Source organism: Streptomyces sp. NPDC045678 (genome assembly GCF_056432085.1).
The window spans coordinates 303772-321581 of record NZ_JBWKJS010000003.1 but is presented as its reverse complement, the minus strand read 5'-3'; the positions used below and the strand labels follow the sequence as shown (position 1 = coordinate 321581).

General features: G+C 69.9%; 16 protein-coding genes and 1 tRNA gene. 12 read left to right on the top strand and 5 right to left on the bottom strand.

What is annotated here, in order from left to right; genetic code table 11:
• Nucleotides 1–136 precede the first annotated feature (136 nt).
• From paaA to AC07DO_RS12375, 6 genes are all read left to right on the top strand, one after another.
• The gene (gene paaA, locus AC07DO_RS12400) at nucleotides 137–1174 is read left to right on the top strand and encodes a 1,2-phenylacetyl-CoA epoxidase subunit PaaA (RefSeq protein WP_479059025.1); all 1038 of its coding nucleotides are present in this window, start codon (nucleotides 137–139) and stop codon (nucleotides 1172–1174) included.
• A complete protein-coding gene (gene paaB / locus AC07DO_RS12395) occupies nucleotides 1171–1461 on the top strand; it encodes a 1,2-phenylacetyl-CoA epoxidase subunit PaaB (RefSeq protein WP_055569192.1) in 291 nt (96 codons plus the stop codon). The genes paaA and paaB overlap by 4 nt, the downstream gene beginning before the upstream one ends.
• A 14-nt stretch (nucleotides 1462–1475) precedes the next feature.
• On the top strand, nucleotides 1476–2225 hold the full coding sequence (gene paaC / locus AC07DO_RS12390; RefSeq protein ID WP_479059023.1) for a 1,2-phenylacetyl-CoA epoxidase subunit PaaC: 750 nt from the start codon (nucleotides 1476–1478) through the stop codon (nucleotides 2223–2225).
• Nucleotides 2219–2719 carry a 1,2-phenylacetyl-CoA epoxidase subunit PaaD gene (gene paaD / locus AC07DO_RS12385; RefSeq protein ID WP_479059022.1) on the top strand — a complete coding sequence of 167 codons (501 nt, stop codon included), beginning with the start codon at nucleotides 2219–2221 and terminating at the stop codon, nucleotides 2717–2719. Before paaC ends, paaD begins: the two co-directional genes overlap by 7 nt.
• Entirely contained in the window at nucleotides 2719–3795 is a 1077-nt protein-coding gene (locus AC07DO_RS12380; protein ID WP_479059020.1) for a 2Fe-2S iron-sulfur cluster-binding protein, read from the top strand. The genes paaD and AC07DO_RS12380 overlap by 1 nt, the downstream gene beginning before the upstream one ends.
• Nucleotides 3796–3911: 116 nt before the next feature.
• A complete protein-coding gene (locus AC07DO_RS12375; protein WP_479059018.1) occupies nucleotides 3912–5045 on the top strand; it encodes an acyl-CoA dehydrogenase family protein in 1134 nt (377 codons plus the stop codon).
• A gap of 57 nt (nucleotides 5046–5102) precedes the next feature.
• Here AC07DO_RS12375 and AC07DO_RS12370 read toward each other — a convergent pair whose 3' ends face one another.
• From AC07DO_RS12370 to AC07DO_RS12355, 4 genes are all read right to left on the bottom strand, one after another.
• Nucleotides 5103–5432: a rhodanese-like domain-containing protein gene (locus tag AC07DO_RS12370; RefSeq protein WP_479059722.1), complete on the bottom strand. Its 330-nt coding sequence runs from the start codon at nucleotides 5430–5432 to the stop codon at nucleotides 5103–5105.
• Nucleotides 5433–5480: 48 nt separating this feature from the next.
• The gene (locus tag AC07DO_RS12365; RefSeq protein ID WP_479059016.1) at nucleotides 5481–6461 is read right to left on the bottom strand and encodes a hypothetical protein; all 981 of its coding nucleotides are present in this window, start codon (nucleotides 6459–6461) and stop codon (nucleotides 5481–5483) included.
• Nucleotides 6462–6530: 69 nt separating this feature from the next.
• Nucleotides 6531–7970: a DUF2252 domain-containing protein gene (locus tag AC07DO_RS12360; RefSeq protein WP_479059014.1), complete on the bottom strand. Its 1440-nt coding sequence runs from the start codon at nucleotides 7968–7970 to the stop codon at nucleotides 6531–6533.
• Nucleotides 7971–8156: 186 nt separating this feature from the next.
• Nucleotides 8157–8243, bottom strand: a tRNA-Leu gene (locus tag AC07DO_RS12355).
• A gap of 501 nt (nucleotides 8244–8744) precedes the next feature.
• Here AC07DO_RS12355 and AC07DO_RS12350 point away from each other — a divergent pair.
• From AC07DO_RS12350 to pknB, 6 genes are all read left to right on the top strand, one after another.
• On the top strand, nucleotides 8745–9632 hold the full coding sequence (locus AC07DO_RS12350; protein ID WP_479059012.1) for an FhaA domain-containing protein: 888 nt from the start codon (nucleotides 8745–8747) through the stop codon (nucleotides 9630–9632).
• A gap of 10 nt (nucleotides 9633–9642) precedes the next feature.
• A complete protein-coding gene (locus AC07DO_RS12345; RefSeq protein WP_150185124.1) occupies nucleotides 9643–10158 on the top strand; it encodes an FHA domain-containing protein FhaB/FipA in 516 nt (171 codons plus the stop codon).
• Nucleotides 10159–10289: 131 nt separating this feature from the next.
• On the top strand, nucleotides 10290–11849 hold the full coding sequence (locus AC07DO_RS12340) for a Stp1/IreP family PP2C-type Ser/Thr phosphatase (RefSeq protein ID WP_479059010.1): 1560 nt from the start codon (nucleotides 10290–10292) through the stop codon (nucleotides 11847–11849).
• 26 nt (nucleotides 11850–11875) lie between these two features.
• Complete coding sequence (locus AC07DO_RS12335; RefSeq protein WP_479059008.1) at nucleotides 11876–13300, top strand: FtsW/RodA/SpoVE family cell cycle protein; 1425 nt, start codon at nucleotides 11876–11878, stop codon at nucleotides 13298–13300.
• Complete coding sequence (locus tag AC07DO_RS12330) at nucleotides 13297–14760, top strand: peptidoglycan D,D-transpeptidase FtsI family protein (RefSeq protein WP_479059006.1); 1464 nt, start codon at nucleotides 13297–13299, stop codon at nucleotides 14758–14760. The genes AC07DO_RS12335 and AC07DO_RS12330 overlap by 4 nt, the downstream gene beginning before the upstream one ends.
• A 168-nt stretch (nucleotides 14761–14928) precedes the next feature.
• Nucleotides 14929–16962: a Stk1 family PASTA domain-containing Ser/Thr kinase gene (gene pknB, locus AC07DO_RS12325; RefSeq protein ID WP_479059004.1), complete on the top strand. Its 2034-nt coding sequence runs from the start codon at nucleotides 14929–14931 to the stop codon at nucleotides 16960–16962.
• Nucleotides 16963–17064: 102 nt separating this feature from the next.
• On the opposite strand, the gene AC07DO_RS12320 is transcribed toward pknB, so the two are convergent.
• Nucleotides 17065–17799: a class E sortase gene (locus AC07DO_RS12320; protein ID WP_479059003.1), complete on the bottom strand. Its 735-nt coding sequence runs from the start codon at nucleotides 17797–17799 to the stop codon at nucleotides 17065–17067.
• Nucleotides 17800–17810: the final 11 nt, after the last annotated feature.

The window sequence follows — 17810 nt, the reverse complement described above, 5'->3', positions numbered from 1 at the left end:
TCAGGCCTGCCCGCCGCGCACAGCGCCCGTGAAGTTATCCACAGGGTTGACACCTTATGGCGGAGGACCGCACCATTGAATTCAACGAACCGAACGATCGGTCGGGCGGTTCGCTCACAGGTCGAGGGGGACCGAGATGGCGACAGCAGCCGCACACCGGGCGGCGGGCACGAAGCCGGACGAGGCTGCGCCCGCCGCGGACTCCGCCGCGCGCACGGCGGAGCACCAGGCCGTCTTCGACGCGGCGGTCGCCGCCGACGAGCGCATCGAGCCGCGCGACTGGATGCCGGACGCCTATCGCGCCTCGCTCGTGCGCCAGATCGCCCAGCACGCGCACTCCGAGATCATCGGCATGCAGCCGGAGGCCAACTGGATCACGCGCGCCCCCTCCCTGCGGCGCAAGGCGATCCTCATGGCCAAGGTGCAGGACGAGGCCGGCCACGGCCTGTATCTGTACAGCGCGGCGGAGACCCTCGGCACGAGCCGCGACGAGCTGCTCGACAAACTGCACTCCGGCCGCCAGAAGTACTCGTCGATCTTCAACTACCCCACGCTGACCTGGGCGGACGTCGGCGCGATCGGCTGGCTCGTGGACGGCGCAGCGATCACCAACCAGGTCCCCCTGTGCCGCTGTTCGTACGGGCCGTATGCGCGGGCGATGGTCCGCGTCTGCAAGGAGGAGTCCTTCCACCAGCGCCAGGGTTACGAGTCGTTGCTCGCTCTCAGCCGCGGCACCGAGGCCCAGCACGCCATGGCGCAGGACGCGGTGGACCGCTGGTGGTGGCCCTCCCTGATGATGTTCGGCCCGCCCGACGACGAGTCCTCGCACTCCGAGCAGTCGATGACGTGGAAGATCAAGCGCCACTCGAACGACGAGCTGCGCCAGCGCTTCGTGGACATCTGCGTCCCCCAGGCGGAATCCCTCGGCCTGACGCTCCCCGACCCGGACCTGGTGTGGAACGAGTCCCGGGGGCACTACGACTTCGGGGCCATCGACTGGACCGAGTTCTGGGATGTCCTCAAGGGGAACGGCCCCTGCAACGACCAGCGCATCACCCAGCGCCGCCGCGCCCACGAGGAGGGCGCCTGGGTCCGCGAGGCAGCGGCTGCGTACGCGCGCAAGCAGACGCCCGCGCAGGGCACGGCCACACAGCACGGAGAGGCGACAGCATGAGCAGCTCGACCGACTGGCCGCTGTGGGAGGTGTTCGTCCGCTCCCGCCGCGGGCTCTCCCACACCCACGCGGGCAGCCTGCACGCGCCGGACGCGGAGATGGCCCTGCGCAACGCCCGCGACCTGTACACGCGCAGGAGCGAAGGCGTCTCGATCTGGGTCGTGCCGTCCGCCGAGATCACCGCGTCGTCGCCGGACGAGAAGGACTCCTTCTTCGAACCGGCCGGCGACAAGCCGTACCGCCACCCGACGTTCTACGAAATCCCGGAAGGGGTGAAGCACCTGTGAGCTCCCCTGCACCTGTGACCACCCCGACCACCACCCCGTCCGTCACCTCGACCGACGCCCCGGCCCTCCCCGCCCTGGCCCTCGGCGACGACGCGCTGGTGCTCTCCCACCGCCTGGGGGAGTGGGCCGGGCACGCCCCCGTCCTCGAAGAGGAGGTCGCCCTGGCGAACATCGCCCTCGACCTGCTCGGCCAGGCCCGCCTGCTGCTGTCCATGGCCGGCGACGAGGACGAATTGGCGTACCTCCGCGAGGAGCGCTCCTTCCGCAACCTCCAGCTCGTCGAGCAGCCGAACGGCGACTTCGCGCACACCATCGCCCGCCAGCTCTACTTCTCGACCTATCAGTCGCTGCTGTACGGCGAGTTGGCATCGGGAGACGGCGCGTTCGCCCCCTTGGCCGCGAAGGCCGTCAAGGAGGTGGCCTATCACCAGGACCACGCCGAGCAGTGGACCCTGCGGCTCGGCGACGGCACGGACGAGAGCCACCAGCGGATGCAGGCGGGCATGGACGCCCTGTGGCGGTTCACCGGCGAGATGTTCAAGCCGGTGCCCGGACTGGACGCCAACTGGCAGGTCATCCAACAGCGGTGGACCACGTCGGTGACCACGGTCGTCGAGCGGGCGACCCTGACCGTGCCGCAGGGCCCGCAGACCGGCGCGTGGACGGCGGGCGCCGGCCGCGAGGGCCTGCACACCGAGTCGTTCGGCCGGATGCTCGCCGAGATGCAGCACCTGCACCGCAGCCACCCGGGGGCGTCATGGTGACGACCGCGCCCACCGCGCTGGAGGCGGAGCTCCTGGCCCTCGCGGGCTCCGTGCCCGACCCCGAGCTGCCCGTGCTGACGCTGGCCGAGCTCGGTGTGGTGCGCGGCCTGCGGGTCCTCGCCCCGGGCAAGGTCGACGTCGAGCTGACCCCCACCTACACGGGCTGCCCGGCGATAGAGGCCATGTCCGCCGACATCGAACAGGTCCTGCACGAGCACGGCGTGGCCGAGGTCGCGGTGCGCACGGTGCTCTCCCCCGCCTGGTCGACCGACGACATCAGCGCCGAGGGCCGTCGCAAGCTGGCCGAGTTCGGCATAGCTCCCCCGCGTTCCCACGCGGCGGACGGGCCCGTGCCGCTCAGCCTGTCGATCCGCTGTCCGCACTGTGGCTCGACCGACACCGAGCTGCTCAGCCGCTTCTCCTCCACGGCCTGCAAGGCACTGCGCCGCTGCGTCTCCTGCCGTGAACCCTTCGATCACTTCAAGGAGTTGTGATGGCCCGCTTCCACCCGCTCCGGGTAGCGGCGGTCGACCGGCTCACCGACGACTCCGTGACGCTGACGTTCGACGTGCCGCCGTCGCTCCGCGAGGAGTACCGCTTCGCGCCGGGCCAGCACCTCGCCATCCGCCGCTTCGCGGACGGCACGGAGATCCGGCGTACGTACTCGATCTGTTCCACCGCCCCGCCCGTCGACGCACCGGACGAGCCCCGGTTCCTGCGCGTCGGGGTGCGCCTCGTCGAGGACGGCGCCTTCTCCACGTACGCGTTCAAGGAAGTCTCCGTCGGCGACGAGCTGGAGGTGATGACGCCCGCCGGACGGTTCACGCTGGAGCCCGCCCCCGGACGCTATGCGGCGATCGTCGGCGGCAGCGGCATCACACCGGTGCTCTCCATCGTCACGACGCTCCTGGAACGGGAGCCGAAGGCGGAATTCTGTCTCGTACGCAGCGACCGCACCGCCGCGTCGACGATGTTCCTGGAAGAGGTCGCGGACCTGAAGGACCGGTGGCCCGACCGGTTCCAGCTGGTCACCGTGTTGTCCCGCGAGGAGCAGCAGGCGGGTCTCGGCTCCGGACGGCTCGACGAGGAGCGGCTCTCCCAGCTCCTGCCTGCGCTGCTGCCCGTGGCGGAGATCGAGGGCTGGTTCCTGTGCGGCCCGTTCGGCCTGGTGCAGGGTGCGGGTCGGGCGCTGCGTGCTCTGGGTGTCCCGCGTCGCCGCGTCCACGAGGAGATCTTCCACGTGGACGACGGAGGCGCCGCCGTCCCTGCCGTCCCCGCGACGCCGGTGTCCGTGCACAGCACGATGACGGCGACCCTGGACGGCCGCTCGGGCACCTGGCCCGTGCAGGCCGGGGAGACCCTCCTCGAGACGGTGCTGCGCAATCGTGCCGACGCTCCGTACGCCTGCAAGGGCGGGGTGTGCGGCACGTGCCGGGCCTTCTGTGTCTCCGGCGAGGTGCGGATGGACCGCAACTTCGCGTTGGAGCCGGAGGAGACGGAGGCCGGGTATGTGCTGGCCTGCCAGTCCCGTCCGGCCACGGACACCGTGGAGCTGGACTTCGACCGCTGACCCCCGTTGCCTGTTCCCTTCCCTTAGAACCTGTTCTATCTTGACGCACCGTCAGTTATGAAGAGGCGGAAGAGGCGACGGGTACGTCGGCCGACCGGGGCGCGGGAGGACGGGCAGTGGACTTCACCTTCACCGAGGAACAGCAGGCCGTGGTCGAGGCGGCGAAGGCACTCTTCGCGGACGTCGAACCGGACGGAGTGCCAAGCCCCGCCCTCACACCCGGCGCCGTCGCCGAGGACTTCGACCGTGCCCTGTGGTCCCGGCTCGCCGACGCCGACCTGCTGGGCGTGCTCATCGACCCGGAGCACGGCGGCGTGGGCCTGGACGCCATCGCCCTCTGTCTGGTGCTGCGCGAGTCCGCGAAGGTGCTCGCAAGGGTCCCTCTTCTGGAGTGCAGCGCCGCCGCGTTCGCCGTCCGGGCCGACGGCGGCGGCGAGTTGAAGCAGAGGGTGTTGCCCGCGATCGCACGTGGCGATCTGGTCCTGACGGTCGCCGCCAACGGCCGCACGGGCCACGACCCCGCCGACCTCGCCGTCACCGCGCAGCGCGACGGAGACAGCTGGGTCCTGGACGGACTCCAGACGGGCGTGCCCTGGGCGCAGAACGCGGACCTCGTGGTCGTACCCGCCCACACCCCCGAAGGTCACACCGTCCTGGCACTCGTCCCCCGCCCCCACGAAGGCCTGACCGTCGCCGAGCAGATCTCCACCAGTGGTGAGCGTCTCGGCGAGCTCCGTCTGGCGGCCGTGCGCATCGCCGCGTCCGATGTCATCGAGGCCGACGGCGCCTGGGACCGGCTGCGCGACCTGCTCGCCACCGGGACCTGCGCACTCGCACTCGGTCTCGGCGAGGGCGTGCTGCGCATGACGAGCGAATACGTCAGCAAGCGGGAGCAGTTCGGCCACCCCGTGGCCACGTTCCAAGCGGTGGCCGTGCAAGCAGCCGACCGCTACATCGACCTGCGCTCGATGGAGGTCACCCTTTGGCAGGCCGCCTGGCGCGTGAGCACCGGCGCGGACGGCGCCCTGCCCACGGCGGGAGACGTCGCCGTCGCGAAGATCTGGGCTTCGGACGGTGTACGCAGGGTCGTGCAGACGGCCCAGCACCTGCACGGCGGCTTCGGCGCCGACACCGACTACTCCCTGCACCGCTACCACGCCTGGGCCAAGCAGCTGGAGCTCTCCCTCGGCCCGGCGGCCGCCCACGAGGAGGCTCTGGGCGACCTGCTGGCCGCCCACCCACTCGGCTGAGACCGCGCCCGGGATCGCGCACGAAAAGCACGACCGGGGCCGCGCATGGCACCTAGGTCAGACCACGGTGCCCGGCTGGCCCTTGTCGTCCACCACGGGCCGCCCCGAGGCCGCCCACGCCTCCATGCCACCGGCGACGTTGAACGCCTCGATGCCCTGCTGCCCGAGGTACATGGCGACCTGGGCGGAGCGCCCGCCGGACCGGCAGATGACGTTGACCTTGCCGTCCTGCGGCGCGGCCTCGGTCAACTCGCCGAACCGTGCCACGAATTCGCTCATCGGGATGTGCAGCGCACCCGCGGCATGCCCCGCCTGCCACTCCTCGTCCTCACGGACGTCCAGCAGAAAGTCGCCATTCGTGAGGTCGTCTACACCGACCGTGGGCACCTGAGATCCGAAAACCATGCCCCCGACGCTACCCGAAGGCCCACCCCGTCAGGCGCGCAGTCGCGCCAGCTCCGCCTCGCGCTCGGCGACCTGCGCGAGCAGCTGCTCGGCGATCTCGTCGAGCAGCGTGTCCGGGTCGTCGGGAGCGAGACGCAGCATGCCGCCGATCGCACTCTCCTCCAGCTCCTTGGCAAGGACCGTCAGGAGCTCCTTGCGCTGGGCCAGCCACTCGAGCCGGGCGTACAGCTCCTCGCTGCGGGTGAGTCGCTGCTCCTCGGGGACGGGGCCCGCCGCCCACTCCTCGGACAGCTCCCGCAGCATCGCCTCGTCACCGCGGGCGTACGCGGCGTTGACCCGCGTGATGAACTCCTCGCGCCGCTGCCGCTCGCCCTCCTCCTGCGCCAGGTCCGGATGCGCCTTGCGGACCAGCTCGCGGTAGAGCTTGCGGGCCTCCTCGCCGGGACGCACCCGCTGCGGCGGCCGCACCGACTGCTCGGTCAGCATCGCGGCGGCCTCGGGGTAGAGCCCGTCACCGTCCATCCAGCCGTGGAACAGCTCCTCGACGCCGGGCATCGGCATCACCTGCGCCCGCGCTTCCTCCGCCTTGCGCCGGTCCTCCGGGTCGCCGGTGCGGGCGGCGGTGGCCTCGGCGATCTGCGCGTCCAGCTCGTCGAGGCGCGCGTACATCGGGCCGAGCTTCTGGTGGTGCAGGCGGGAGAAGTTCTCCACCTCCACGCGGAAGGTCTCCAGCGCGATCTCGTACTCGATCAGTGCCTGCTCGGCGGCGCGCACGGCCCTTTCGAGCCGCTCCTCAGGGCGTTCCCTGGGGGGCTCCTCGGCGGAACGCGACTCGTCGCGCTCCGCCGACCCTGCTGCCCCTTCCGGGCCTTCCGACCGTGCTTCGGACCTCTCCCTGAGCCGCGCCTTCAGCTGCTCCTTGAGCCGCCCCTCGGAACCCGGCTGCCGCGCTCCCTCCGGGGGAGTTCCAGGCGTATCGGGCTGCGTCGGCTCGGCTTCCGGGGTCGTCACTCGTCCAGCCTAGGCCACCCAGGGCCCGGCCCAGGTAACTCGCCCGCGCCACGCCCGGCCCCTCCGCCGTCACACCCCCGACTCCGCCGGCACCCGCCCCTCCTTGACCGCCCGCACCAGCAGCGCGTGATCCGCCTCCGTACGGTCCGCGTACGCCGTCGCGAACCGCGCCATCGCCTCGTCCAGCTCGTCGTTCTTCCCGCAGTACCCCGCTATGAGGCGCGGGTCCGCGCTGTGCGCGTGCGCGCGGGCCAGCAGGGCGCCGGTCATGCGGCCGTAGTCGTCCAGCTCGTCCGCGGCCAGCTCGGCCGGGGCGACGCTGCCCTTGCGGTTCCTGAACTGCCGTACCTGGAAAGGCCGTCCGTCGACCGTCGTCCATCCGAGCAGGAAGTCGCTGACGACCTGCATCCGCTTCTGGCCGAGCACCACCCTGTGCCCTTCGTGCACGGTCTCCGGCGCCTTGAAGCCGGCCACCGGCAGATGCGGCAGCAGCGCGGAGGGTCGCGCCTCCTTGACCTGGAGCACCAGCGGCTCGCCCCGGTGGTCGAGGAGCAGCACCACGTACGACCGCAGGCCGACGCTGCCCGTGCCGACGACGCGGAACGCCACGTCCTGGATCGCATACCGCGCGATGAGCGGCAGTCGGTCCTCGGTCAGCGTGCTCCTGTACTCACCGAGTGCCGCCGCCACCGAGGCGGCCTCCGCGTCCGGCACGCGCCGCAGCACGGGCGGCGCCTCGACGAAGCGGCGCCCCTCGGCACCGTCCGCGTTCACGACCTTCTCCGTCGACTTCGCCGCGAAGCGGGCGCTGGTGTTCTGCCGCGCCTTCTCGGAGACCCGCTCCAGGGTGCCGAGGAGGTCACGCGCGTCCGTGTGCGAGACCAGTTCCTCGTCCGCGATGGCGTTCCACGCGTCCAGAACCGGGAGCTTCGCGAGCAGCCTCATCGTGCGGCGGTAGGCGCCGACGGCGTCGAGGGCCGCCTCCTCGCAGGCGTCCTCGCCCGCCCCCGCCCCGCGCCCCGCGAGCACCAGGGACGCGACCAGGCGCTTGAGGTCCCACTCCCAGGGACCGTGCACCGTCTCGTCGAAGTCGTTCAAGTCGATGACGAGACCGCCCCGCGCGTCTCCGTACAACCCGAAGTTCGCCGCATGCGCGTCACCGCATATCTGCGCGCCGATACCGGTCGACGGGGTACGCGCGAGGTCGTACGCCATGAGGCCCGCGGCCCCCCGCAGGAATGCGAACGGCGACGCCGTCATCCTGCCGACCCGGATCGGCGCGAGCTCGGGAAGACGGCTGTGGTTGGACTCCTCCACGGCGGCCACGGCGTCGGGCCGCGCGCCGTCCGCCTCGAACTCCGCGTGCGCGGCACGGGGCACCCGCCGCCGCACCGCCTTGCCCTCCGCCTTCGGCGACCCGTGCGCGGGCCACTCCGCGAACCCCGGCACCCGCGGAAGCCGCTCACCACGCTGTCCGGGAATCCTCCCGCTGTGCTCCGCCACCCTCATCGCCCCCCGTCGGCCGTCGGCCAACCCCGAATCCGGCCTCGAAGGTACCGCCGCTCGCGGAAAGCCGTCAGAGCCTGTGGATAACTTCGGTGACATACATCACCGCCCTGCCCCGGCGTACACAAGCGGGTACAAAAAGAAGCGGCCCCCTTCCGGACTTTCGTCCGGAGGAGGACCGCTTCCTCGTGGTGCGCGAGGGGGGAGTTGAACCCCCACGCCCTTTCGGGCACTGGAACCTGAATCCAGCGCGTCTGCCTATTCCGCCACCCGCGCATGGGTGTTGTCTTTGGGTCTCTCACTGTGTGGTGCGAGCACCTGCCGACATCCAGAAGATTAGCACGCTGCAGCGGGTGGATTCACATCCGTATTCGGCGGGCAACCGGCACCAGGAGCTGCGCCCAGGCCCGGGGCGGGGCTCACCCGCACCACGGAACGAACCCTGACCCGGCCGGCACCCGGTCCCGTATTCACCTCTTCCCGGCCGAGCTCGCCGAGGTCCACAGCCAGGTGCGGGACACTGGCTTCGGGCCCCCTCTACGATCCCTTGTAAAAGGAGGCTCGAGCAGACGTCCCGAGCAGCTGCCCGTAAGGGGTTCCGGGGCCGGAATCAGGGCTTGATCAGGGGCCCCGGAGGGTCCTTGGACGCTGGTGCGGGCATGTCTTGTGAGAGGCGACACTCGTCGACTGGGCGGACAGGGGGAACCAGCCGATTTCCCGGCGCGTGGATACGATCAGTAAGCAGTACCAGGATGACTACGACGGAGGAGGTGCCCCATGGGAGTCCTGAAGAAGTTCGAGCAGCGACTCGAAGGTCTGGTCAACGGCACCTTCGCCAAGGTGTTCAAGTCCGAGGTCCAGCCCGTCGAGATCGCCGGCGCACTCCAGCGGGAGTGCGACAACAACGCGACGATCTGGAACCGCGAGCGGACCGTCGTCCCGAACGACTTCATCGTCGAGCTGAGCGCCCCCGACTTCGAAAGACTGAGTCCGTACTCGGGCCAGCTCGGCGACGAGCTCTCCGGCATGGTGCGTGACTACGCGAAGCAGCAGCGGTACAGCTTCATGGGCCCCATCAAGGTCCACCTGGAGAAGGCCGAGGACCTCGACACCGGTCTGTACCGCGTGCGCAGCCGCACCCTCGCCTCCAGCACCTCCCAGGCGCCCGAGCGCGCCCCCGCGGGCCCCGGCGGTCCGACGGCCCCCGGCCGCGGCGCGGGCGGCGGAGGGGCCGCGGGAGGCTACCCGCAGCCGCCGTCCGGCGCTCCCGGAGGCGCACCTCCCATGCCCGCCGCGCCGCCGCCCGGCGCGGGTCGCCCCGGCGGGCAGTCCCCGGCTCCGAACAGGCCCGCGGGCCCCGGTGCCGGACCACTTCCGGGCGCCCAGGTGCGGCGCTGGATCGAGATCAACGGCAATCGCCATCAGATCTCCCGCCCGACGCTGGTGCTGGGTCGCAGCACCGACGCCGATGTGCGGATCGACGACCCCGGCGTATCCCGTCGGCACTGTGAGATCCGGACCGGAACGCCCTCGACGATCCAGGATCTCGGGTCTACCAACGGCATCGTGGTAGACGGGCAGCACACCACCCGCGCTACGCTCCGCGACGGCTCGCGGATCGTCGTGGGCCAAACCACCATCGTTTACCGGCAAGCCGAAGGGTGAAGCGGGGGCAATGTCAGAGCTGACCCTGACGGTCATGCGGCTAGGTTTCCTGGCCGTTCTGTGGCTGTTCGTGATCGTGGCCGTCCAGGTCATCCGCAGCGACCTGTTCGGAACGCGCGTCACACAGCGCGGTTCCCGGCGCGAGCGGCCGCAGCAGGCCGCCCGCCAGCAGCAGGCCGCACCTCCACAACAGCGCCAGCAGCAGGGCGGCGGCGGCCGCTCTCGGCGCGGTGCCCCCACGAAACTGGTCGTCTCCGAGGGCATCCTCGCCGGGACGACGGTCGCGCTGCAGGGCCAGACCATCACGCTGGGCCGTGCGCACGACTCGACGATCGTGCTGGACGACGACTACGCCTCCAGCAGGCATGCCAGGATCTACCCGGACCGTGACGGCCAGTGGATCGTCGAGGATCTCGGGTCCACCAACGGCACGTATCTCGACCGGACCCGACTCACCAGCCCGACGCCCATTCCGCTGGGCACGGCGATCCGCATCGGCAAGACCGTCATCGAGCTGCGGAAGTAGTACTACGTCATGACAGAGCGCGAGCGGAGCGAGCGAGCCGAGACGGCTGTCCAGGCACTGGACGCCGGCGCGCTCCCGACCGGAGGGTGGGCACCGTGCGGATGTACCCGGAGCCGACGGGCGAGGTGCGCATGAGTCTGTCTTTGCGCTTCGCCGCCGGATCGCACAAGGGCATGATCCGCGAGGGGAACGAGGACTCCGGTTACGCCGGCCCGCGTCTCCTCGCGATCGCCGACGGCATGGGGGGCCAGGCCGCGGGTGAGGTGGCTAGCTCCGAGGTCATCTCGACGCTCGTCACGCTCGACGACGACGTCCCGGGCTCGGACATCCTCACGTCGCTGGGCACCGCAGTGCAGCGGGCCAACGACCAGCTGCGCATGATGGTCGAGGAGGACCCCCAGCTCGAGGGCATGGGGACCACCCTGACCGCCCTCCTGTGGACGGGTCAGCGCCTCGGCCTCGTGCACGTCGGCGACTCGCGGGCGTACCTCCTGCGGGACGGCGTCCTGACGCAGATCACACAGGACCACACCTGGGTGCAGCGCCTCGTCGACGAGGGCCGCATCACCGAGGAGGAGGCCACCACCCACCCGCAGAGGTCACTCCTCATGCGCGCGCTGGGCAGCGGCGACCACGTGGAGCCCGATCTGTCGATCCGCGAAGTGCGCGCCGGCGACCGGTACTTGATCTGCTCGGACGGTCTCTCCGGAGTCGTGTCCCACCAGACCATGGAGGACACCCTCGCGTCCTACCAGGGGCCCCAGGAAACCGTGCAGGAGCTCATCCAGCTCGCGCTGCGCGGCGGCGGCCCCGACAACATCACCGTGATCGTCGCCGACGTGCTGGACATCGACAGCGGCGACACTCTGGCGGGCCAGCTGTCCGACACCCCCGTGGTCGTCGGCGCGGTCGCCGAGAACCAGCTCCAGTCTCAGGACGACGGCGCGATGCAGACCCCCGCGGGCCGTGCGTCCGGCCTCGGCCGTCCGGTGCCGCCGCAGGCCCCCCAGGGCGGGGGCGGCTTCGGCCCGCCCGGCAGCGGAGACACCACGGGGTACGTCCCCGAGGGCAGCTTCGGGGCGTACGACGACGAGGACTTCGTGAAGCCCGGCGGCGGCCGCAAGTGGCTCAAGAGATCCCTCTACGGAGTGCTGGCTCTCGCCGTCATCGGCGGCGGTCTCTACGGCGGCTACCGCTGGACCCAGACGCAGTACTACGTGGGCACGAAGGACAAGCACGTAGCCCTGTACCGCGGTATCGACCAGGACCTCGCGTGGGTCAGCCTTTCGAAGGTCGAGAAGGACCACCCCGAGGTCGAACTCAAGTACCTGCCGCCGTACCAGCGCAAGCAGGTCGAGGCCAACATCGTCGAGGACAGCCTCGACCAGGCCAAGAGCAAGATCGACGAGCTGAGCCTGCAAGCCACCGCGTGCAAGAAGGACGCCGAGCGTCGCGAGGTCGAGCGCGAGAACAACGCCAAGACCGGCGAGGGCGAAGCGGGCGGCACCACCGGACTGCGCACCGCGCCGTCCCCGGACCCGACCTCGCCCGGCGGCGACGCTAGGACCGACAAGAACGACAAGAACAACCCGACCGACAAGAACAAGTCCAAGACCGCACCGACTCCCACACCCGGCCCCAGCCTCTCCGAGGATGAGCAGAAGCTGGTCCCGCTGTGCGGTAAGCAGTAACCAGCCGTTGGGGGCCTCTGCACGCCATGAGCAGTAGTACTACACACACGTCGACGATCGGCGCGATCGGGGCGCCGAGCAGGCGCAACACCGAGCTCGCGCTGCTCGTGTTCGCCGTCGTCATCCCGCTGTTCGCCTACATGAACGTGGGCCTCGCGCTCGACGGCAAGGTGCCGTCCGGCATGCTCGGCTACGGAGCGGGCATCGGGCTGCTCGCGGCGGTGGGCCACCTGGTCGTACGCAAGTTCGCGGCGTACGCGGACCCGCTGCTGCTGCCGCTGGCCACCCTCCTGAACGGCCTGGGGCTTGTGGTGATCTGGCGCCTCGACCAGTCCGAGCGGCTCCAGCAGCTGCCCAACTTCAGCGTCGCGGCCCCGAACCAGCTCATGTACTCGGCGATCGGCATCGCCCTGTTCGTCGGCGTACTGCTGCTGCTCAAGGACCACCGCGTCCTGCAGCGCTACACGTACATCTCCATGGTCGGCGCCCTGGTCCTGCTGCTCCTGCCGCTCGTGCCGGGCCTCGGCATGAACGTGTTCGGTGCGAAGATCTGGATCCACATCGGTGGATTCTCGATCCAGCCCGGTGAGTTCGCGAAGATCGTCATCGCGATCTTCTTCGCCGGGTACCTGATGGTGAAGCGCGACGCGCTCGCCCTGGCCAGCCGCCGCTTCATGGGGCTCTACCTCCCGCGCGGACGCGACCTCGGCCCGATCATCGTCGTCTGGGCGATGTCGATCCTGATCCTCGTCTTCGAGACCGACCTCGGTACGTCGCTGCTGTTCTTCGGCATGTTCGTCGTCATGCTGTACGTCGCCACGGAGCGCACCAGCTGGATCGTGTTCGGCATGATGATGTCCGCGGTCGGTGCGGTCGGCGTCGCCTCCTTCGAGCCGCACGTCAAGCAGCGCGTCGACGCATGGCTCGACCCCATGCGTGAGTACACGCTGAGCCAGCAGGGCGTGGTCGGCCACTCCGAGCAGGCCATGCAAGCCCTGTGGGCCTTCGGCTCCGGCGGCACCCTCGGCACCGGACTCGGCCAGGGCAACTCGGACCTGATCAAGTTCGCCGCCAACTCCGACTTCATCCTCGCCACCTTCGGCGAGGAGCTCGGGCTCGCCGGCATCATGGCGATCCTGCTCATCTACGGACTGATCGTCGAGCGCGGCGTCCGCACGGCACTCGCCGCCCGCGACCCGTTCGGCAAGCTCCTCGCGATCGGCCTCTCCGGCGCCTTCGCCATCCAGGTCTTCGTCGTCGCGGGCGGCGTCATGGGCCTCATCCCCCTGACCGGTATGACGATGCCCTTCCTGGCGTACGGAGGTTCCTCCGTCATCGCCAACTGGGCCCTGATCGGCATCCTGATCAGAATCAGCGACACCGCGCGCCGGCCCGCACCGTCCCCAGCCCCGAACCCCGACGCCGAGATGACCCAGGTGGTCCGACCGTGAACAAGCCCCTGCGCCGGATCGCTATCTTCTGCGGGCTGCTCATCCTCGCCCTGCTCGCCCGGGACAACTGGCTTCAGTACGTCCAGGCCGACACCCTGGCCAAGCACGAGAAGAACCGCCGCGTCACCATCGAGCGCTACTCCCAGCCGCGCGGCGACATCATCGTCGACGGCAAGCCCATCACCGGCTCGAAGGCCACCCCGGGCAACGACCTCAAGTACAAGCGCACCTGGAAGGACGGGCCCATGTGGGCCCCCGTCACCGGGTACTCCTCGCAGCGCATGGGCGCCACCCAGCTGGAGAGCATCGACGACGGCATCCTCACCGGCAACGACGACCGGCTGTTCTTCCGCCGCACCCTCGACATGCTGACCGGCGAGAAGAAGGAGGGCGGCAATGTCGTCACGACCCTCAACTCCGCCGCGCAGAAGGCCGCGTACGAGGGTCTGAAGGGCCGCGGCAAGGGTGCCGTCGCCGCGATCGACCCGTCCACCGGCGCCATCCTGGCGCTGGCCTCCGCACCGTCGTACGACCCCGGTGACTTCGCGGGCAACACCAGCGCGGAAGCCGAGAAGTACCTCAAGCTGGAGAAGGACAAGGACAAGCCGATGGTCAATCGCGCGCTGCGCGAGACCTATCCGCCCGGCTCCACCTTCAAGGTGGTCACGGCGGCGGCTGCCCTGGAGCACGACCTGTACAACGGCATCGACGAGAAGACGGACTCGCCCCTTCCGTGGACGATGCCGAACACCACGCAGCCGCTGAAGAACGAGGGCGACCTGCCCTGCAAGAACGCCTCGCTGCGTGAGGCGCTGCGGGTCTCCTGCAACACCGTCTTCGGCAAGATCGGCTCCGATCTCGGCAAGGACAAGATGCTGGAGACGGCGAAGAAGTTCGGCTTCAACGAGCAGCAGTTCGTCCCGGTCCGCTCCAACGCCTCCAACTTCCCCGAGGACATGGACAGGCCGCAGACCGCGCTGTCCTCCATCGGCCAGTTCGAGACCGCCGCGACCCCGCTGCAGATGGCCATGGTCGCCTCCGCGGTCGCCAACGACGGCACGCTCATGGAGCCGTACATGGTCAGCGAGCTGCAGGCGCGCAACCTCGACGTGGTCGAGAAGCACTCGCCGAAGGAGATGAGCGAGCCGCTCTCGAAGGAGAACGCGCAGAAGCTCCAGGAAATGATGGAGACGGTCGTCAAGTCCGGCACCGGAACCATGGCCCAGATCCCCGGCGTCACCGTCGGCGGCAAGACGGGTACGGCGCAGCACGGCGTCGCGAACAGCAAGAACCCGTACGCCTGGTTCATCTCGTACGCGAAGACGGACTCCGGGTCGCCGGTCGCCGTCGCCGTGGTGGTCGAGGACAGCGACGCCAGCCGTGACGACATCTCGGGTGGCGGTCTCGCCGCGCCGATCGCCAAGAACGTGATGAAGGCAGTCATCGACAGCAAGAAGTGACCCCCGTCACGGCCCCTCCACATCGGTGCACGTTGCGGTACCGGTCCGGTATCGGGTGACGGTCGCGGCCGGGTCACGTAAGTGGAGCCGGGTACCGTATGCCCGGACAGCACACCGCCGGACCACACAACGGTGCGGTCGGGACCGACGGAGAGGGCTGGATTAGCTATGGAAGAGCCGCGTCGCCTCGGCGGCCGGTACGAGCTGGGCCAGGTGCTCGGCCGTGGTGGCATGGCCGAGGTGTACCTCGCGCACGACACTCGGCTCGGCCGCACCGTGGCGGTGAAGACGCTGCGGGTGGACCTCGCGCGCGACCCGTCCTTCCAGGCCCGGTTCCGCCGTGAGGCCCAGTCGGCCGCCTCGCTGAACCACCCGGCGATCGTCGCGGTCTACGACACCGGCGAGGACTACGTGGACGGGGTCTCGATCCCGTACATCGTGATGGAGTACGTCGACGGCTCCACGCTGCGTGAGCTGCTGCACTCCGGCCGCAAGCTGCTGCCCGAGCGGGCCATGGAGATGACGATCGGCATCCTCCAGGCCCTCGAGTACTCGCACCGCAACGGCATCGTCCACCGCGACATCAAGCCGGCGAACGTCATGCTGACGCGAAACGGCCAGGTCAAGGTCATGGACTTCGGCATCGCCCGCGCCATGGGCGAGTCCGGCATGACGATGACGCAGACCGCCGCGGTCATCGGCACGGCGCAGTACCTCTCGCCCGAGCAGGCCAAGGGCGAGCAGGTCGACGCACGCTCCGACCTCTACTCCACCGGCTGTCTCCTCTACGAGCTGCTCACCGTCCGGCCGCCCTTCGTGGGCGACTCCCCGGTCGCCGTGGCCTACCAGCACGTACGTGAGGAGCCGCAGGCCCCGAGCGTCTTCGACGGTGAGATCACCCCGGAGATGGACGCCATCGTCCTGAAGGCCCTCACCAAGGACCCGGACTACCGCTATCAGTCGGCCGACGAGATGCGTGCCGACATCGAGGCGTGCCTCGACGGCCAGCCCGTCGCGGCCACCGCCGCCATGGGCGCGGTCGGCTACGGCGGAGCCGACGGCTACGGCGCCGACCAGCAAACCGCCATGCTCCGCCCGCAGAACGGCGGAGGCCAGACCTCCATGCTCCCGCCGGTCAACCCGGACGACGGGGGCTACGGCTACGACGAGGGCCGCGGCCGTCGGCAGAAGAAGAGCAACCTCTCGACGTGGCTGCTGGTCCTCGCCGGCATCCTGGTCCTGGTGGGCGCGATCCTCATCGGGAAGTCCGTATTCGGCGAGGACGGCGGGAGCGACGGGTCGATAAAGGCCCCGAAGCTCATCGGCGAGTCCGAGGCCGAGGCCAAGAGGTCGGCCACGAACGTCGGCCTGAAGTTTGAGGTCGGCAAGCGCAAGGCGTGCGCCAAGTTCCCGAAGGGCGAGGTCTGCAGCCAGGATCCCGGGGTGAACGCCGACATGAAGAAGGGCGACACCATCTCGGTGACCGTCTCGACGGGCACCCCGAAGATCGCCGTCCCGGACGTGCAGGGCCTCAGCTTCGAGGTGGCCAAGAGCCAGCTCGAGGGCAAGGGCTTCACCAACATCGAGAAGGCGTACGAGGAGTCCGACCGGACCCCCGGCAAGGTGATCCGTCAGGACCCCGCGGGCGACGCCAAGGCGGAGAAGAGCGAGAAGATCACGCTCACCGTCGCCAAGGAGAAGAAGCAGGAGACCGTCCCGGACGTCGCCGGCCTCGACTACGACGCGGCCGCGAAGCGGATCACGGACAGCGGCTTCACTCCCGCCCGCCAGGACGTGACCAGCGAGGACGTCGAGGAGGGCAAGGTCATCAAGACCACGCCCGCGGCCGGTACGCCCGCCGACCCCGGCTCCACGGTCAACGTCCAGGTCGCCAAGGCAGCCGAGGAGGAGACCACGGTTCCGCCCCTCACCGGCCAGAAGTTGAAGGACGCGCGCAAGGCCATCGAGGACGCGGGCCTCAGCGTCGGCACCATCACGGGCCCGCAGGACGACGACGCCCTCGTGGTTCTGTCCACGCCCAACGCCGGTGAGAAGGCGAAGCCCGGCACGGCGGTCAACCTGACCACCGCGGGCGGCGGTGGCGGGGACAACGGCATCGGCGGCGGAGATGGCGGTGGCGGCATCGTCGGTGGTCTGACCGACGGCAGCAACGGCCACCGGGACGACCGCTGGTGGGACTGATCTGACCCGCGCGTGACGCACACGGAGAAGCCCCGGCACCGCTGAGCGGTGCCGGGGCTTCTCCGTTGTCGCCTCTGTCTTGTTTCGCCTCTGTCGGCCGGGCTACTTCAGCTCCGCCGGAGGCGTCCGCTTGCTGTCGACCTTCTCGACGCGCTCCAGCTCGCCCCACACGACGTACCGGTAGCGGGACGTGTAGACGGGCGTGCAGGTCGTCAGCGTGATGTAGCGGCCCGGCTTCTTCGCGCCCGATTCCTTCGGGACGGGGTTCAGGACCTTCACGTTGTACTTCGAGGTCTCGGGCAGCGTCGCGTACACCTTGTAGACGTACCACTTGTCCCGCGACTCGTAGACGATCGCGTCGCCCTTGTCGATCTTGTCGATCTTGTGGAACTTCGCGCCGTGTCCGTCGCGGTGCGCGGCCAGCGTGAAGTTGCCTTCCTTGTCCTCGGGCAGCGCCGACTTGATCGGGTCCTTGTAGTAACCGGCCACACCGTCGTTGAGGACCTTGCTGCTGGTGCCCGCCTTGACCAGCACCTCACCGCTGCCCATCGCGGGTACGTGCAGGAAGCCGATGCCGTCCTTGGTGTCGATGGAGCCGGGGCCGCTCGCCCAGTGGTCGCGCACGCGGTCACCCTGCTTGTGCGCCTCGCGGTCCGCTATGACGTTCGTCCACCACAGGGAGTAGACGACGAAGAGCCCGAGCACGAGGCCCGCGGTGATGAGGAGTTCGCCGAAGACGCTGACCGCCGTGACGATGGGCCCGCGGCCGCGGCGCTGTGGTGCGGGGGCCGGCGCGGGCGCCTCGTCCTGCTTCTCGTCATCGGTCGTGGCTGCCACTGGTTCCGCCC

What these genes read in the sequence shown, in the direction of transcription:
- paaA (WP_479059025.1), top strand. Translation starts at nt 137, where the DNA reads ATGGCGACAGCAGCCGCACACCGGGCGGCGGGCACGAAGCCGGACGAG.
- AC07DO_RS12380 (WP_479059020.1), top strand. Translation starts at nt 2,719, where the DNA reads ATGGCCCGCTTCCACCCGCTCCGGGTAGCGGCGGTCGACCGGCTCACC.
- AC07DO_RS12360 (WP_479059014.1), bottom strand. Translation starts at nt 7,970, where the DNA reads ATGAGGGTGGCGGAGCACAGCGGGAGGATTCCCGGACAGCGTGGTGAG.
- paaB (WP_055569192.1), top strand. Translation starts at nt 1,171, where the DNA reads ATGAGCAGCTCGACCGACTGGCCGCTGTGGGAGGTGTTCGTCCGCTCC.
- AC07DO_RS12335 (WP_479059008.1), top strand. Translation starts at nt 11,876, where the DNA reads ATGAGCAGTAGTACTACACACACGTCGACGATCGGCGCGATCGGGGCG.
- pknB (WP_479059004.1), top strand. Translation starts at nt 14,929, where the DNA reads ATGGAAGAGCCGCGTCGCCTCGGCGGCCGGTACGAGCTGGGCCAGGTG.
- AC07DO_RS12350 (WP_479059012.1), top strand. Translation starts at nt 8,745, where the DNA reads ATGGGAGTCCTGAAGAAGTTCGAGCAGCGACTCGAAGGTCTGGTCAAC.
- paaD (WP_479059022.1), top strand. Translation starts at nt 2,219, where the DNA reads ATGGTGACGACCGCGCCCACCGCGCTGGAGGCGGAGCTCCTGGCCCTC.
- AC07DO_RS12345 (WP_150185124.1), top strand. Translation starts at nt 9,643, where the DNA reads ATGTCAGAGCTGACCCTGACGGTCATGCGGCTAGGTTTCCTGGCCGTT.
- AC07DO_RS12340 (WP_479059010.1), top strand. Translation starts at nt 10,290, where the DNA reads ATGAGTCTGTCTTTGCGCTTCGCCGCCGGATCGCACAAGGGCATGATC.